Below are 17,181 nucleotides of genomic sequence, written 5' to 3'. Positions count from 1 at the left end.
AATTTTTAATTTTTACTGCTTCAAACCTAACGGTTTAACACCGTTAATTTTGTTCAGTGTTATATGTTGTTGCAGACTCTATGCCAACAAAATTAAAACCATAACTATTTGATATACATCTATTTAAATCTAAAAAGCTTTTGTATTATCATCACCCCTTGCTCAACTTAGGCACAGGCGCACCAAGATGAGGCGCACCGTTACGGCTCAACACACATTATTAGCCTGAGCAGGCTGTTTAGACTGGCTCATTACAGCAATAATTTGCGCTGACATTTGTGCTAAGGACACGCCTTTTTGCATAGCTTGTTGTTGAATAATTTGGTGGGCTTTCGCTTCATCAAAACCTTGCTGCATCACGATAAGTTTGGCCTGACTGAGTAATTTAATACTGCGAATTTCATCGTCTAACTTTTTAAATTCTGCAAGGGTTTTGCTGGCTGCATTAAAGCGAATTTGAGCCAAGCTGATCACACTCGTTAAGCGATTAACCGTTAACATATCGGGGATAAAAGTGATTCGGCCACAATCAAGTAATTGTGATAACACACTCTGCTCCCATGTTTTAGCGTTCACAATAATCACCATAGGTTTACTCGATAATGTCCGTTGAATTAACCCCTGAATATGACAATGTAATCGGTCGGTTAACACTAGCAAGGTGTCAAACTGCTGCTGATGTAAGCGTTGTTCAACCTGACTAATAGAGGTTAATACACTGACATGACCAAATGCGGCTAAACAAGCCTGATATTGCACTATGTCACAATCAACCACTGGCACAGCTGCAAAACTTGGGTCGCAAAAAATTAAACTACGCATAACCTCTCCTTATTGTGCCAACGGACTAATGGATGATTTGATGTACAAAAACGATGTTGCCAACATTCTTGGCCTAGTTGAATCGCTCGCTCTACATTCAGTGCTTGCGCTACATTGGTGGCCATTTTGGCATGTTGATCCAGTAACAGTAGTACCGCTGCTAAAGTGGCATTGACGCTACTAAGGGCTTGCTCAATCATGGTGCGTGACATAAGCCGATTCAGCTCTGTTGATAAAAATGGCTGCGGTTCGCGCCATAACAGCGCAAGGATCTCACTAGAGAGTTCAGCCTGGCCAACTTTTGCACCAGAAAAGCCTTCTAATAATGTCGGTAAAGTAAAACTTGACACCTCAACATATCCAAGTGGGTTGCCGACAACCGTCACGTTTGTAGCCACGCGAGGATTAAACTCTGTCTCGCCTTGTAAACCTTTAAAAATAGCAACATGCCCTGCTGGATAATCACCGTTTGCCAATAAGGTTTCGCATAATTGCTGATGCAAATTATCTAGACCGGGATGAAAGTAACTGCGCAAACTTAACGGCGCATTACAGGGATTAATGCACCTTGCCGCCGTTTGAATTAAGCTGCGCAAACCAAGTTCTTGGTGCAATTGACGGCACTCATCTAGCACAGGGGCTAAGTCACCGGCACACACATACACTATGTGGTCAACATTCAATGCCTCTTGAGCACTTTGCGGTGTAGAACAACAACGAATATTTAATGCAGCAATACATGACTCAACATGGCGACGGTGAGGTAAGGCTTTACTATCACCGTGCAACATCACTCGAACGCCCTGGCTGGCAAGCAATTTTGCCACCAGTAATAACCAAGGAAGCTGCTCACGTTTACCGGCATAAACTGGCCAATCAATGTCGACTGTTAATGATTGCCAGCCTTTTGCTACACTGCGGCGTAAACCTGAGACCATGCCTGCGACCTCCTCAAGGGTTTCACCACGAACTCGCATTAACATCATTGCGCTAGCCATTTGCACACGAGTCGCGTGTCCTGATGCAAACCCTTCAAGAAGTAGGCGAGCCTCTGCAAATGTTAACGAACGCGAGCCCTTTTCGCCCTTGCCTAAAGCTTTGATTAACAGCCTAAAGTCAAACTCCTGTGCTGGCGCCAACGTTAACTCACCGATATTAGGCATACAGAGCCTCATATTGGTTATGAGGCATAGTTGCAGCAATATCGATATCGGCGAGCAAAGAGGCCAATTGCTGTCCAACGCCAACCACTTCCCCAATGATAATCAATGTCGGTCCAGAGTCTTTAATTGTTAAGGCGGCATCAGACATGGTCATGACGGTGGCATAAGTCACAATTTGGTTTGGTCTGCCACCATTGGTAACAAATGCGACAGGTAAATCTGCCGCGCATTGCGCGTCAAGTAAGCCAAGAGCAATACGATTTGCTTGCTCCTTACCCATATAAAACACCAATGTCGACTGAGCTGCTAACAATGCTTGCCATTGTGCCGGTGCAACGGCACTATCAGCATTAGACATTTTTGTGCCGGTAATCAAAGTGACACTGCGGGCCATACCTCTAAAAGTAAGCGGAATTCCAGTACTGGACGCACACCCTAACGCCGCGGTAACACCGGCAATAAACTGTGAACGGATACCATGCTGGGCAAGATAAAGCGCCTCTTCTGAACCACGGCCAAAAATATGCGGATCACCACCTTTTAAACGTACAACTTTTAAACCTTGCTGCGCCAAGGTTAACAATAACTGGTTGATATCCTCTTGTTTTGTGCTGGGTTGACCACAACGCTTACCAACAAAATGACGCTGACAAGCTGATGACACCAAGGTTAAAATGTCACTACTGACAAGACTGTCAAACACAAGAGCGTCAGCCTGAGCCACAATACGAGCAGCTTTGATGGTCATTAACTCTAATTGGCCACACCCCGCACCGACAATCGCGACCTCACCAGCTTGCAAGGCAGCATCATGACCTGCATGAGTTAAATTAACACCTTGAATAAATTCATTTAGCGTTTGCATTAGGCGACATCCTCTTCTGTTGAGTATTCTGCATCGATATAGGTTAACGCTTGCTGCCAATGTTGTTGCGCACATTGGGTAACTTCACTATGGCAACTGCCGCATTGACGACCACAACCAAGGCTTGATTGCATGGCATCTAATGCTTTATCAAACTGCACATGTTGCTTGCCATCATGAAAACTTTGTTGATCAAATTGTGCATTCATCTCGTCGGCAATTTGTGCATCTGTCACACCAGTACAAGCACAAATCAATGGACTATTGCCGGCATTAATTTGCTGATGTAGCTTTTTTATAAATGACTTATCGACTGACTGACCAATAAACGCATTCATTGGCTCTAGCGCCAGATCTACCCTCGCGCTAGACAATATTTTAATGGCAATGGCGATGCCTTTTTCCATGTTGCATTGCACATGAACTCGCTGGCCATTAACGTTAGCAGACCATAAAAGCGAATGAGCAGAGGCCTGAAACGCAAAGCCATCCTGTGCGGACCGAAAACCAATGTGATGACAGATCCCGCTTGTTAATGTTTGCGCAACTTGCCAACATAACCCTTGAGCCGCAGGATCGTGATGGCCAAACACAACACCTTGCAACGCCAAATGAATAGGCTTAATGACTGCCGTTTGAAATTTAAATCCTGGTTGTAACGACACAGGATCAACTCGGTTATCAAGGAACTGGTTTACCCCCATGCCTAACGAAAATTGCTTCGACCAATGCATCGACATAAATGCCATGTGCGGTAGTAAATCAGGATCGGTTACCACACGGGCAAGTGCAACGGGGCTTGCTGCAGTGTGAACATCTGACTCAAGGGTAACAAGATCACCATCAGACACCGAAAAGGTGGCAAGCATGTTGGGGTGTAAGCGAATCACTGGCTCAGGAATGCTCGCACGTAAACTGGCAATATGGCCTGTACGCGTCATGGTATGCCATTGATCTCGACTGCGACCACTGTTCACGATGACCTGAACGTGGGGTGATGAGGCTTCATTTGTTTTTGCCAATGCGGGCCTGATAAACTGCGCCTTACCTGTTGGCGTTGCAAACACCCCACGGGTAAACTGCCGCCCTCCTCGCTGGCCAATTTGCTCAGCAGTTGCAATGGGCCACTGAGTCGGGGCGAGATGGTCGTACTCGCTGTCGCTTAAATGTTGTAAGCCACTCAAATCAAATACTTTATGCGGAAAAGCCTGCTTCACCTTTGCCGATAACGCAGCAAACTCACGAAACACACTGGCACTGTTAGCAAAATCAAAACCAGCAAATCCCATTTTTTGTGCCACCTGGCTTATCGCCCACCAATCGGCTTTACTTTGCCCCTTCGCGGCGATAAAACCGCGCTGACGAGTGATGGTCCGTTCACTATTGGTTACTGTGCCACATTTTTCCGACCAGCCTTGTGCAGGCAATAAAACATCAGCAAGTTTTGCGGTATCTGAATCTGGGGTGATTTCTGACACCACCACAAAGGGGCAATCAGCCAGAGCTTTGGCAACTTTACTACTGTTTGGCAACGACACCACAGGATTGGTGCCCATTATCCAAATGGCTTTTATTCGTCCGTCGGCAACAGCATCAAACATATCGACCGCAGCAAGCCCTTTTTTATCCGCAACCGAATCAACACACCAAAAGTTTGCTAACAGCTCACGCTCGCCATCGGCAAATCCCATATGGCAAGCAAGCTGAGTGGCTAAGCCACCCACTTCACGGCCCCCCATCGCATTTGGCTGACCTGTTAAGGAAAAAAATCCACTCCCTGTTTTACCCACATGACCTAAGGCTAAATGACAATTAATGATGGCATTCGTTGTGTCTGTGCCAATAACAGACTGATTAACGCCCTGACATGATGCTGTAAGCACATGTTTATGCTGTATAAATAGTTGGTAAAATTGATTGAGTGTTGTTGCAGAAACCCCCACTTGCTTAGCCAGCTGATTTATATCTTCACTTAACTGCTTAGCATGGACGACAGTTTCAACAAAACCTTCTGTATGAGCGGCAATATAGTCCTTATCGACATGGTTATTGTGCGCCAGATAGCCTAATAAACCATGAAACAACGCTAAATCAGCGCCAGGCGTAATAGCGATATGCATATCCGCTTGTTTTGCTGTTGCGGTTGCCACAGGATCGACCACCACGATTTTTGTGTTGTTGGCTCTTTTTGCAGCTAACATGCGTTGAAATAATACCGGGTGAGTCCAGGCAGTATTGGCGCCGATTAAAACGATGACCTCGGCTTGTTCAATATCGTCATAACAACCTGGCACGACATCTTCACCAAAAGCACGTTGCATCGCACTCACTGCCGATGACATACATAGACGCGAGTTAGTGTCGACATTCGCCGTTTTCAGATAGCCTTTAGCAAATTTATTCGCGACATAATAATCTTCGGTAAGTAATTGCCCAGAAAGATACAAGGCAACAGAATTAGGACCGTGCTGGGCAATAGTTTGTGCAAATTTATCTGCAATAAACGAGCTGGCTTCGTCCCAATTAATCGGTTTACCTGAGCGCAAAACAGGATAACGTAATACATTGGGCTGAACTAAGCTGTCGAGCAGCCGCTCGCCTTTTGCGCATAAATGACCATGATTAGCAGGATGTTGATTATCGCCAACTAAGGTTAATGAAGACACGTCAGTATGATCCCAATCAGCTTGAGTTGAGGACACACTAACGCCGCATCCTACACCACAATAAGCACAACTAGATTGGATTGTTGACATACATTGACCCTTTCGTGTTAATCATTTCATGAAATGAATACTGCGAAAGCTGTGCCAAAAAATTAACTTACTGATTTAATGAATAAATCGAAAATTTAGACGCTAAAACTACATTACAATTGCGCAACATAAGTGCAAGGCAGCACAGTTAAAGTGCGCATCTACTTGAAAACAAAAGAAATTAAATACCTAAAAAGAGGTATACCTCTTGCGTTGAGTGAATGGTTAAAAACAAAAATACCGACAATAATGTCGGTATTTTCACAAAGATGAGCAACTTATTTTGCTACACGACCATCATCATGGCATGTGTCGCAAGTTGGTTTTTCACCCACTTTTGCTTCATGGGGTGAGTGGCAGTCAGCGCATGTTAACACGCCATCATGCGGCTTATGGTTATCATCCATTTCTGCTAGTGAACCATGGCAACTTTGACATTGTTCAAATTCGTATGCGCCATCTGCAGATGGCTCTTCATTAGCATGGCAATTTTCACAGCCACCCATTTCTACGTGAAACTCTGCGAGGGTTTCATCTGCTGCAAATGATGTAGAAGACATCATCATTACCGCAAAACCTGCCGCAAACAGTGCACTTACTAGTTTGTTGCTCATTATTCATTCCTCCAATTTAGTGTATGCCCGCATTCTTTTTTATCTGATGCGGGTCCTACACCGAAGCACGACACTTTACTCAACCATTAATAAACTATTTACATTGGCAATCATTTAAATGTGAAATCCACAACCATTCAAATTGATACACAACCTAAAAGTTAACCTATTCAGTTTAAGCAAAATTAATTTAGATGAACAAATAATAGCAGTGTTAGTTGTTTCAATATGTGCGCTACATCATGTAACTCGATGGTTTTCCGTTGATATTGAAATTTAATCACCTATAAAAAAGCCCCCCAATAATTGGTGTCCAACTATTAGGGGGCTTTTTTTATTAATGACGCATTAACTGCGTGTTTTTTCTAATCGCGCAAGTAAACTCGAGGTATCCCAACGGTTACCTTTCATGGCTTGCACTTCTGAATAAAATTGATCAACCAAAGCGGCGACCGGCAGATGACTGCCATTGCGACGAGCCTCATCTAATGCAATGCCTAAATCTTTACGCATCCAATCGATTGCAAAACCAAAGTCATACTTACCTTGCCACATGGTTTGATAACGATTTTCCATTTGCCAACTTTGTGCAGCGCCTTTACTAATCACCTCAATCACTTTCAAACCGTCTAAACCAGCACTTTTAGCAAAGTGAAGCCCTTCCGCTAATCCTTGAACCACACCAGCGATACAGATCTGATTGACCATTTTGGTTAACTGCCCCGCCCCCACAGGCCCTAACAACTCAGCACAGCGACTGTAAGCTGCTATAACAGGTTTAACAGCATCAAAATGAGCCTGCTCGCCACCCATCATCACGGTTAACACACCATTTTCGGCACCCGCTTGACCACCCGACACAGGTGCGTCGAGAAATGCAATATTTAATGGGGCTAAATACGCGGCAATGTCACGGGCGACATCTGCAGAAGCCGTAGTATGGTCAACCAAGGTTGCACCTGAATGCATGCCATGCACCACACCGTGCTCGCCTAATACCACTTGGCGCAAATCATCATCATTACCTACACAGGTAAACACAATATCTTGACCTTGAGCGGCATCTTTTGGTGTTAAAGCAGATTGACCACCAAATTGTTCAACCCATTGAGCGGATTTAGTACCAGTACGATTATAAACAGTGACCTCATGGCCATGCTTAACTAAGTGCCCGGCCATCGGGTATCCCATTACACCTAAACCAATAAATGCGACCTTGGCCATGATTTTTCCTTATTTTATTCTACAGAAGGTTTTACGTGTGCTTCCATTTCAGCACCAATACGTTTGCGCATATCCATTAACCTTAATGCACTATCGCGTAAGCGAATATCATCAGCAGTTGTTGGGATCCACTCTGGTACTGATGCAGGTTTGCCCTCATCGTCCACAGCAACCATGATCACAATACAATGTGTCGTCAAATGGCGTTCAGATTCTTTAGGATCGCCAGCTTTTACATCTATTGCGATATGCATTGACGTTGTGCCGGTATAAATGACTTTACCTGTAACCTCGACAATATTGCCCACATGAATGGGTTTAACAAAACGAATACCGCCAGCATAAACAGTAATACAATATTTACCGCTCCAGCCTGCTGCTGCGGCATAAGCGGCCAAATCGATCCATTTCATTACCGCACCACCGTGCACCTTACCGCCAAAATTAACATCTGCAGGTTCGGCTAAAAAACGTAATGTAAGCTGTCTATCTTTACCGGCCATAAAGCCTCCAAGTCATTCGATGATGTTCCAACGATACACCTTGTACCAATACAAAAAAAGCGCACTAGGCGCTTTTTATAGTGAACAATATTAAACTACTTTTTTAAACAATAACGAACCGTTTGTACCACCAAAACCAAATGAATTACATAAGGCATAATCAAACTGATGACGACGTGAAGTGTGAGCAACAAAATCTAAGTCGCAACCTTCATCTGGGTTATCTAGGTTAATCGTTGGCGGCACATGTTGGTCGCGCAGTGCAAGCAAAGTAATAATGGCTTCAATAGCACCCGCGGCGCCAAGCAAATGGCCTGTCATTGATTTAGTTGAGCTGACTAACAAATCATAAGCATGAGGCCCAAACACGGCTTTAACTGCAGCGGCTTCTGCTTTATCGCCCGCATGGGTTGAGGTGCCGTGAGCGTTAATGTAACCCACTTGCTCTTTTTGAATTTGTGCATCATTGATGGCGTTAAGCATCGCTGCAGCGGCACCCGCACCATCGCTTGGTGGTGATGTCATGTGAAATGCGTCACCACTCATGCCAAAACCAACGAGCTCACCATAAATTTTAGCACCACGGGCTTTGGCATGCTCATATTCTTCCATCACAATCACACCCGCACCATCACCAATAACAAATCCGTCGCGGTCTTTGTCCCAAGGACGGCTTGCGGCTGTTGGATCATCATTTCGTGTCGACAATGCTTTTGCAGCACTAAAACCTGCAACGCCTAACGGACAGGTCACATCTTCTGCACCACCGGCCACCATGACATCTGCATCACCGTAAGCAATTGTACGAGCAGCAAAACCAATATTGTGCACGCCTGTGGTACAGGCTGTTGTCACCGCAAAATTAGGACCTGTCATGCCATACATAATCGATAAATGTCCGGCAATCATGTTAATAATCGTGCTCGGTACAAAAAATGGTGATACTTTACGCGGCCCACCATTCAGTAACGCTGAATGGCCTTGCTCAATTAACCACATACCGCCCATACCCGCACCAATTGCGGTTCCGACTCTAGCGGGGTTCTCTTGGCTCATATCTAAGCCAGAATCTGTTAAGGCTTGAATGCCCGCTGCCATACCGTATTGGATAAATAAGTCCATTTTACGGGCATCTTTTTTTGATAAATATTGTTCGATGTCAAAATCTTTTACCGAACCACTAAAGCGAGTCCCAAATTCACTGGCATCAAACTTAGTAATAGGGGCAATACCGCTCTTACCTGCCAATAAGGCATTCCAAGAAGACTCGACATCATTACCTACAGGAGTCACAAGGCCAAGGCCTGTGATGACGACACGACGTTTAGACATGCTATTCACCTTTTAATACAGTCAGCTACGATGCCATTATTGCGATATAACGTAAGCAGGATCAGGAGGAGTGTTGTCATGCAATTAAATGGAACGAGCGTTTACAAATGCTTTAAACAAAAACAGGCGGCATAAATGCCGCCTGTTTTTGTGAATTCTTGATTACTGATTCTTAGAAACGTAATCGATCGCTGCTTGAACAGTAGTGATCTTTTCAGCTTCTTCGTCAGGGATCTCGGTATCAAACTCTTCTTCTAGAGCCATAACCAATTCAACAGTGTCTAGAGAATCTGCGCCTAAATCGTCTACAAAAGAAGCAGCTGATTTAACGTCTTCTTCTTTAACGCCAAGTTGCTCGATGATGATTTTCTTTACACGTTCTTCGATGTTGCTCATTAGTTTTCTTTCCTATTCAAATTACGCACTTGCGTAAGATTGCGAGTAGTTTATTCGAATTAGATAACAATGCAAGCTTAGATTTTGTGGTCTAACCACAAAAATTAACATTGAATTGTCACTAACACTGACTCAAATGAAGGTAGTTTCCTACCTATCGCCCTTAAACCATGTACATACCGCCATTCACATGCAATGTCTCACCTGTGATGTAAGCGGCTGAATCTGAGGCCAAAAACAATACTGCATTGGCAATTTCTTGTGCTTGCCCTAAACGTTCCATCGGAACTTGCGACATAATAGCTTGTTGCTGCTCAGGTGTCAGCTCATCTGTCATGTCTGTCTGAATAAATCCAGGTGCAATAGCATTCACTGTTATTTGACGAGATGCAACCTCTCTTGCAAGAGATTTTGTAAATCCTATCAAACCAGCTTTTGCTGCCGAGTAATTTACTTGACCAGCATTGCCCATTGTACCTACTACTGAACCGATACTGATAATACGTCCGAAACGTTTTTTCATCATAGATCGCATTACAGGTTTAGACAATTTAAATAATGACGTCAGATTAGTGTCAATAATATCTTGCCATTCATCGTCTTTCATACGCATCAATAAATTGTCGCGAGTGATACCAGCATTGTTCACAAGTATATCTACATCGCCAGCCTTTTCTTTGATCTGGCTATATAAATCTGTAACAGACTGAGTATCAGTGACATTTAACACCATCCCAAAGCCTTTGTCACCTAGGTATTGTTGAATTGCTGCCGCACCCTTTTCGCTTGTTGCGGTACCAATCACAAGCGCTCCCGCTTGTTGTAGCGACTCAGCAATTGCACGGCCAATGCCACGACTGGCGCCGGTAACGAGTGCTACCTTGCCGTCTAGACTGATGTTAAAGCTCATAAAAACTCCTTTATTCGGTTAATGCTGCAAATGAAGCAACATCATTTACCGCTTGAGCGGATATCGATTTATTAATTCTTTTAGTTAAACCGGTTAACACTTTACCAGGACCACACTCAACTAAATTTGTAACACCTTGTGTCGCCATAAACTCAACTGTCTCACTCCAACGCACTGGGCAATATAATTGACGCACTAATGCATCTTTAATTGCATCGGCATCTGTTGGCATTGCCACATCAACGTTATTAACCACATTAATGTTTGGTGCAGAAAAAGTAACGTTAACTAATGCTTTGGCTAATTCATCGGCAGCGGGTTTCATTAAAGCGCAATGAGATGGCACGCTAACAGGCAAGGCAACAGCCATTTTAGCGCCAGCGGCTTTACATGCAGCAGCGGCACGTTCAACAGCCGCTTTCTCGCCTGCTATCACAACCTGCCCAGGACTGTTGTAATTAACCGGACTGACAACATCCCCTTGTGCTGATTCTGCACAGGCTTTGGCTATGGCATCATCATCAAGACCAATAATAGCAAACATCGCGCCTGAGCCTGCCGGTACCGCTTGTTGCATTAATTTACCACGTAGTTCAACTAATTTAACCGCATCAGTAAACTCAATCACACCCGCACATACTAATGCCGAATATTCGCCTAGGCTGTGGCCTGCGAGTAATGAAGGCATTGGTTTGTTAGACGCTTGATAAGCACGCCAAATAGCCACACTTGCTGCAAGCAGTGCTGGCTGGGTTTTATCTGTTTCGTTTAAGGTTTCGGCAGGCCCATTTGCCACCAGATCCCATAAATCGTAGCCTAAAGCCTCACTCGCCTCGGCAAAAGTTTGGCCAATAATTTCATGAGATTGTGCCAGTTCAGCTAACATTCCTACGGCCTGAGAACCTTGACCAGGAAATACAAAAGCAACATTTTCCATAAACGCTTACCTGTATAAATATTGTAAAAATTAAAAACGAATTAATGCACTGCCCCAGGCAAAACCACCACCAAAGGCTTCGAGTAATAACAATTGGCCTCGTTGAATGCGGCCATCACGCACCGCTTCATCGAGCGCAATAGGCACTGACGCGGCAGAGGTATTACCATGCTTGGCAAGGGTAAGCACCACTTTATCTAAACTCATGCTGAGTTTTTTCGCGGTAGCATTAATAATGCGGAAGTTGGCTTGATGCGGCACTAACCAATCAATTTCAGACTTATCGACATTATTTAACCTTAGTGTTTCAGTGACCACATTAGATAATTGAGTCACCGCCACTTTAAATACGTCATTGCCCTTCATGGTCATAAAGCTGACGGCTTCAGAGCTTTCACCTGAGCGCGGAGGAAAAGCGCATTTAAGTAAATCACCTTGGCTGCCATCGGCATAAATATGAGTCGCAATAATACCTGGGGTATCGCTGGCACCTATTACTGCAGCGCCTGCACCGTCACCAAACAAAATTACTGTTGTACGGTCGCTTGGATCACATAGACGTGACAGCACATCAGCACCGATGACCAATACTTTTTTGGCTGCACCGGTTTTAACAAATTGGTCTGCAACTGATAAGGCATAGACAAAGCCTGAGCAGGCAGCGGCAATATCAAACGCAGGAATATTACTCACACCGAGTAGAGCTTGAATTTCGCAGGCTGCTGCGGGGAATGCATTCGTTGCACTGGTTGTACCGCAAACAATCATATCGAGCTCGCTGGCTTCAATGCCGGCCATTTCAAGCGCTTTTAATGCAGCCTGATAGCCCATTGTTGACACCGACTCATCTGTTGCAGCAATGCGCCGCTCAGAAATACCGGTTCTATCAACAATCCATTGGTCACTGGTTTCAACCATTTTTTCGAGATCTTGATTGCTGCGTACTTGCACAGGCAGATAGCTGCCTGTTCCGAGAATTTTTGTGTGCATATATGAGATCAGCTATTGATGTCTAAAAGAATCGACTCCAAACGATCTTTAATCATTTCAGGAAGACGACGTTTTGCTTCTGTTGCTGCTAAATTTAATGCTTGTAAAAATGCAGCTTCATCAGCGTTACCATGACTCTTTACTACTATTCCGCGCAATCCTATCAGACTTGCACCATTATAGTGGTCGGGGTTCATCTTGCTGAGTACTGCTTGTATGTGTGGAGCGATGAGTTTGGAGAGTAAACGTACAAAAAAGCCGTCTTTTAAACCACGCTTTAATTGATGTACTAAGAGCTTGGCAATACCTTCTGAGGCTTTAAGGGTAATATTACCCACAAAACCGTCACAAACTATGACATCTACGTTACCGGTATAGATTTCATCGCCTTCGACAAAGCCGATGTAATTGACTTGGTCAGTGTGCTGTAATAATTGCCCAGCTTGTTGGACTTGGTCGTTACCTTTTACTTCTTCAATACCCACGTTTAATAATGCCACTTTAGGGCGGGCTTTTTTATGGACTGCCTCACATAATACTGAGCCCATAATGGCAAATTGAAATAACGCTTCTGAATCACAAGACACATTTGCGCCTAAGTCCAGCAAATAAACCGGCTTACCTGTCACTGCAGGTAAACAAGACACTAATGCTGGCCTATCAATACCAGGTAAGGTTTTTAATAACACTTTAGCCATGGCCATCAACGCACCCGTGTTACCCGCACTAACGCAAGCGGCCGCTTTTCCGTCACGTACTAATTCAAGCGCAACTCTCATTGAGCTATTTTTACGTGAACGCAAAGCATGAACGGGCCTATCACACATGGTGACAACTTCAGTGGTATGAATGATTTCGATGCGGTCTAAATCGGCAGAAGGTGCTGAGGGTAAATACTGTTGAATTTCGGTTTGATTACCAACCAAAATAATTTTTAGGTTTGTATGAAATTTCAATGCCTGCATCGCTGCAGGCACTGTCACGTGGGGACCGTGATCGCCCCCCATCGCATCTAACGCAAGCGTCAGATTTGTCATCAGATAATCAACAAATTACTTGTTGATTACCTTTTTACCGCGGTAGAAACCATCAGCAGTCACGTTGTGACGTAGATGTAATTCACCGCTAGTTGCGTCTACTGATAATTGAGCAGTGCCCAATGAATCATGTGAACGACGCATGCCGCGCTTTGAACGTGATTTTTTATTCTGTTGTACAGCCATTTGACCTGTCTCCTAGATTACTTGCTCTTCAGTTTTTCTAACACTGCAAACGGATTTGGACGCTCCTCATGAGCGGGTTCGATCTCGCCTACAACTATATCTTTCGATCCCAAATTACAATCAGTGTCTTCATGCATTGGGATGATAGGCATAGCGACTATCAATTCATCTTCAATCAATTGATGCAGACGTATTTCACCAATCTCATTACACTCAATTGGGTCATACGCATCCGGGAGCTCATCGATTTCTGCCTCAGTCCGACAAGGACTAAAACAAAAGTCGACCGTAACCTCAGTAGTATATTGTGTCATGCAACGTTGACATAGCAGAGTGAGCTCCGTCACAGCCTTCCCGCGAAGGTAGACTATCCCCTGTAAGTCGACGCCACATTCCAACGACACAACTACGTCGGAACAGTCGCCGGTACATAACTCGCTTAATCGCTTTAGTTGCTTACCTGGTACGTAACCTTCATAACGAAGACCACTAGAGGCAGCGCGTATAGGATCAATTGAAACCGGTATCTTTACTGTTTGCATAAGGCGCGCATATTATAGTTTGAAAACGCTAGAGTCAAAGAAAATTTCCGTAAAAATACGGTAACCTCACCTAACACTGACTAATTAGGTATTCTTTTATCTGGCATTGAATTTGAAAGTTGCCAAATTTTACCGAACCAAGCCCTCTCACACAAGCATTACTCGGTGAAAAATACTCCATTTGACCCAATGAATACAGTAAACTCACAGATAAATGATGACCAACTAAAAATTACTGGCAATTAATCGATGAATTTCAAACTTGTACTCGCATCAACCTCGCCGTTTCGTCAACACTTACTGCAAAAACTCATGTTGCCATTTGATTGTGTTAGTCCAGATATAGACGAAACACCTCTGCAAAATGAAACCGCACCAGCATTAGTCCAACGCTTAGCAGAACAAAAAGCCCTCGCTGGAGCGCAACTGGCATCAAAAACCGATAAACCACAATTGGTGATAGGTTCAGATCAAGTGGCGGTTATTAATGGCCAGATTATTGGTAAACCTCATACCATAGATAATGCTATCGCACAGCTTTCTGCGGCATCAGGACAAGCCATCACCTTTTATACCGGGCTTGCCGTCTACCACAACACAACTCAGCAGATGTTATCGTGCATCGAACCTTTTACCGTTCATTTTAAAACATTAACACACGCACAGATCCGTTATTACGTCGAAACAGAACAACCATTATGGTGTGCCGGCAGTTTTAAAAGCGAAGGACTCGGAATTGCCCTATTTAGCAAATTAGAAGGAGATGATCCCAATACATTAATTGGGTTGCCATTGATTAAGCTTATTGAGCTATTAGAACAACAGGGTATGGATGTACTGAGTCAACATTGATGATAAAAGCAGGCTATAAAATGAAGGGTTTGTACACAATCGTCTACAAGCCCATCGTTTTATAGCGTTGCGTATTATAAATATTGACGGATTGCAGCAGGAGTATTCACAATGGCCAAAGGAGCAAGCCCTTTAAGCCGAGCCTCATCATGGGCACCATAACTTACCCCAATGCTGGCCATATTAGCATTGTTGGCCATGGTTAAATCATGGACAGAATCACCAATCATTATCGCCTTATCGGCACTCACCGCAAAATGACTTAACAAAGCATGAAGCATTTCTGGATGCGGCTTACTTTGCGAGTCGCTGGCACAACGCGATGCATGAAAGTACTGCCCAAGACCCGTTAGCTCGAGCACTCTGTCTAAGCCTTCCCGCGCTTTACCTGTAGCGATAGCCAGTTGATAACCAGCTTCATGCAACTGTTTAATCAAGACTTCAACGCCATCAAATAACGGCGTTGGGTAATCGCTCGCAAAATGATGGCGACGATAGCAATCAATAATCTGTTGGTGATTTTGATGCTCGCTAAACAAAATCGGCATGATGGTAGGCAAAGACAATCCAATCACATCTCTCACTTGTTGTTCAGTCGGTACAGTTAACGCCAGCTCTTGCGCTACGCTTTGCATGCAAGACACTATCTTACCCACAGTGTCCATCAAGGTACCATCCCAATCAAAAATGACTAAATCAAATGCTCTGTCTTGACTCTTCACGTTATGCCTTACTTTATTGATTTAACACAGCAACAACCTTGCTTAAGTGCGTTTAAGCTTTTCCAATGTATTGAGTAATACTTCGTCCAGTGGCGCTTTGACCTGCATGATTTCGTTGTTTTCAGGATGGGTAAATTTAAGTTCCGCAGCGTGTAAAAACAAACGGTCTAACCCGAGGGCTCGCATACTGTCGTCAAATTGCTGCTCACTGTATTTATCATCGCATGCGATCGCATGGCCAGCATATTGACAATGTACACGAATTTGATGGGTACGCCCGGTGACAGGACTGGCTTTAACTAATGTACAACCCTGATACCGTTGCATAATTTTATAGCGCGTTTCTGACTCTTTACCTTCTTTATTGACGCGTACAATTCGTTCGCCAGATTTTAAGGTGATTTTTAACAATGGGGCTTTAACCACCTTGTCACTTGCCTGCCATTCGCCACGCACTAATGCCAAATAATCTTTTTGCATGGTTTTACTGCGCAACTGCTCGTGCAAATGCTTTAACGCACTGCGCTTTTTAGCAACCAGTAACACACCTGAGGTGTCTTTATCTAAACGATGAACCAACTCTAAAAACTTTTGTTGTGGTCGCAGTGAGCGTAATCCCTCAATGACACCATAATCCACCCCACTACCACCATGCACGGCAATACCCGCGGGTTTGTTCATCACGATTAAATGATTATCTTCGTGGATAATTCGGTCCTCAAGCTGTGATACTCGAGATAAATTCGCCGACGGTGCTGTACGATTATCTTTTTCGGCTACGCGCACAGGTGGAACTCGAACGATGTCACCGTGTTGTAATTTATATTCAGGCTTGATGCGCTTTTTGTTCACGCGCACTTCACCCTTTCGCACAATCCGATAGATCATGCTTTTAGGTACGCCTTTTAATTTAGTCAGTAGAAAATTATCGATTCGTTGTTCAACATTATCGTCATCGATAGTCACGTATTCAACTTGGGGGGTAATTTCAGTATTCATGATGCGCCATATAGTAGTAACCGCAATAGTGTACCTTATCTTGCAAATGATTGGCTATGACCATGGCCGACTTGAAATAAATACACGAAAGATTATGGGCTTTTGATTGATGAAAATAGTGTTTGTTGCTATATTTGCGCTCAGGTTGAGAGTAAACAGTGGATAAAGTGTTCACAACTTTCACCAAATGCGAAAGAACTGCAATTAAGAAAATGAGCTTTATCGGTAGCAAGTCATTGATTTGCAAATTGTATATAAATAAAAAACGACAAAAAACGTTTCGACAATTAAACCGTAAGTATTCAGTTAATATTTCAATTTAGCTGCAGTA

General features: G+C 43.9%; 18 protein-coding genes. 1 reads left to right on the top strand and 17 read right to left on the bottom strand.

Annotated elements, in window-relative coordinates:
* Positions 1-207: 207 nt before the first annotated feature.
* From L2703_RS10300 to yceD, 15 genes are all read right to left on the bottom strand, one after another.
* Complete coding sequence (locus tag L2703_RS10300; RefSeq protein WP_248971006.1) at positions 208-822, bottom strand: ANTAR domain-containing response regulator; 615 nt, start codon at positions 820-822, stop codon at positions 208-210.
* On the bottom strand, positions 810-1,985 hold the full coding sequence (locus L2703_RS10295) for a glycosyl transferase (RefSeq protein ID WP_248971005.1): 1,176 nt from the start codon (positions 1,983-1,985) through the stop codon (positions 810-812). Before L2703_RS10295 ends, L2703_RS10300 begins: the two co-directional genes overlap by 13 nt.
* Complete coding sequence (cobA, locus tag L2703_RS10290) at positions 1,978-2,850, bottom strand: uroporphyrinogen-III C-methyltransferase (RefSeq protein WP_248971004.1); 873 nt, start codon at positions 2,848-2,850, stop codon at positions 1,978-1,980. Before cobA ends, L2703_RS10295 begins: the two co-directional genes overlap by 8 nt.
* The gene (locus tag L2703_RS10285) at positions 2,850-5,606 is read right to left on the bottom strand and encodes a nitrate reductase (RefSeq protein WP_248971003.1); all 2,757 of its coding nucleotides are present in this window, start codon (positions 5,604-5,606) and stop codon (positions 2,850-2,852) included. Before L2703_RS10285 ends, cobA begins: the two co-directional genes overlap by 1 nt.
* Before the next feature lie 278 nt (positions 5,607-5,884).
* Positions 5,885-6,220, bottom strand: coding sequence for a tetraheme c-type cytochrome CctA (cctA, locus tag L2703_RS10280; protein WP_248971002.1), 336 nt, complete (start codon positions 6,218-6,220; stop codon positions 5,885-5,887).
* Positions 6,221-6,568: 348 nt separating this feature from the next.
* Positions 6,569-7,444: an NAD(P)-dependent oxidoreductase gene (locus tag L2703_RS10275; protein ID WP_248971001.1), complete on the bottom strand. Its 876-nt coding sequence runs from the start codon at positions 7,442-7,444 to the stop codon at positions 6,569-6,571.
* Positions 7,445-7,458: 14 nt separating this feature from the next.
* Positions 7,459-7,947 (bottom strand): acyl-CoA thioesterase, encoded by a 489-nt coding sequence (locus L2703_RS10270; protein ID WP_248971000.1) that lies wholly within the window; start codon positions 7,945-7,947, stop codon positions 7,459-7,461.
* 90 nt (positions 7,948-8,037) lie between these two features.
* A complete protein-coding gene (gene fabF / locus L2703_RS10265; protein ID WP_248970999.1) occupies positions 8,038-9,279 on the bottom strand; it encodes a beta-ketoacyl-ACP synthase II in 1,242 nt (413 codons plus the stop codon).
* 162 nt (positions 9,280-9,441) lie between these two features.
* Positions 9,442-9,675, bottom strand: a complete 234-nt coding sequence (acpP, locus tag L2703_RS10260) for an acyl carrier protein (RefSeq protein ID WP_011496723.1) — start codon at positions 9,673-9,675, stop codon at positions 9,442-9,444.
* A 163-nt stretch (positions 9,676-9,838) separates the two neighbouring features.
* Positions 9,839-10,585, bottom strand: a complete 747-nt coding sequence (gene fabG, locus L2703_RS10255; protein WP_248970998.1) for a 3-oxoacyl-ACP reductase FabG — start codon at positions 10,583-10,585, stop codon at positions 9,839-9,841.
* Positions 10,586-10,595: 10 nt separating this feature from the next.
* Positions 10,596-11,522 (bottom strand): ACP S-malonyltransferase, encoded by a 927-nt coding sequence (fabD, locus tag L2703_RS10250; RefSeq protein ID WP_248970997.1) that lies wholly within the window; start codon positions 11,520-11,522, stop codon positions 10,596-10,598.
* Positions 11,523-11,552: 30 nt separating this feature from the next.
* Positions 11,553-12,512 carry a beta-ketoacyl-ACP synthase III gene (locus L2703_RS10245; protein WP_248970996.1) on the bottom strand — a complete coding sequence of 320 codons (960 nt, stop codon included), beginning with the start codon at positions 12,510-12,512 and terminating at the stop codon, positions 11,553-11,555.
* 8 nt (positions 12,513-12,520) lie between these two features.
* A complete protein-coding gene (gene plsX, locus L2703_RS10240) occupies positions 12,521-13,549 on the bottom strand; it encodes a phosphate acyltransferase PlsX (RefSeq protein WP_248970995.1) in 1,029 nt (342 codons plus the stop codon).
* Between the two features lie 15 nt (positions 13,550-13,564).
* The gene (gene rpmF / locus L2703_RS10235) at positions 13,565-13,735 is read right to left on the bottom strand and encodes a 50S ribosomal protein L32 (RefSeq protein WP_248970994.1); all 171 of its coding nucleotides are present in this window, start codon (positions 13,733-13,735) and stop codon (positions 13,565-13,567) included.
* Between the two features lie 17 nt (positions 13,736-13,752).
* A complete protein-coding gene (yceD, locus tag L2703_RS10230) occupies positions 13,753-14,277 on the bottom strand; it encodes a 23S rRNA accumulation protein YceD (RefSeq protein WP_248970993.1) in 525 nt (174 codons plus the stop codon).
* Positions 14,278-14,526: 249 nt separating this feature from the next.
* Between yceD and L2703_RS10225 the strand changes: the two genes are divergently transcribed.
* Positions 14,527-15,129, top strand: a complete 603-nt coding sequence (locus L2703_RS10225; RefSeq protein ID WP_248970992.1) for a Maf family protein — start codon at positions 14,527-14,529, stop codon at positions 15,127-15,129.
* A 74-nt stretch (positions 15,130-15,203) separates the two neighbouring features.
* On the opposite strand, the gene L2703_RS10220 is transcribed toward L2703_RS10225, so the two are convergent.
* Together L2703_RS10220 and rluC are read right to left on the bottom strand one after the other, a co-directional pair.
* Positions 15,204-15,851, bottom strand: a complete 648-nt coding sequence (locus tag L2703_RS10220; RefSeq protein ID WP_248970991.1) for an HAD family hydrolase — start codon at positions 15,849-15,851, stop codon at positions 15,204-15,206.
* A gap of 42 nt (positions 15,852-15,893) precedes the next feature.
* Positions 15,894-16,850, bottom strand: coding sequence for a 23S rRNA pseudouridine(955/2504/2580) synthase RluC (rluC, locus tag L2703_RS10215; RefSeq protein WP_248970990.1), 957 nt, complete (start codon positions 16,848-16,850; stop codon positions 15,894-15,896).
* Positions 16,851-17,181: the final 331 nt, after the last annotated feature.

The sequence above is a fragment of the Shewanella basaltis genome, from assembly GCF_023283885.1.
In the GTDB taxonomy this organism is placed as follows: Bacteria; Pseudomonadota; Gammaproteobacteria; order Enterobacterales; family Shewanellaceae; genus Shewanella; species Shewanella basaltis.
This window is presented reverse-complemented; position numbering and strand designations above follow the sequence as displayed.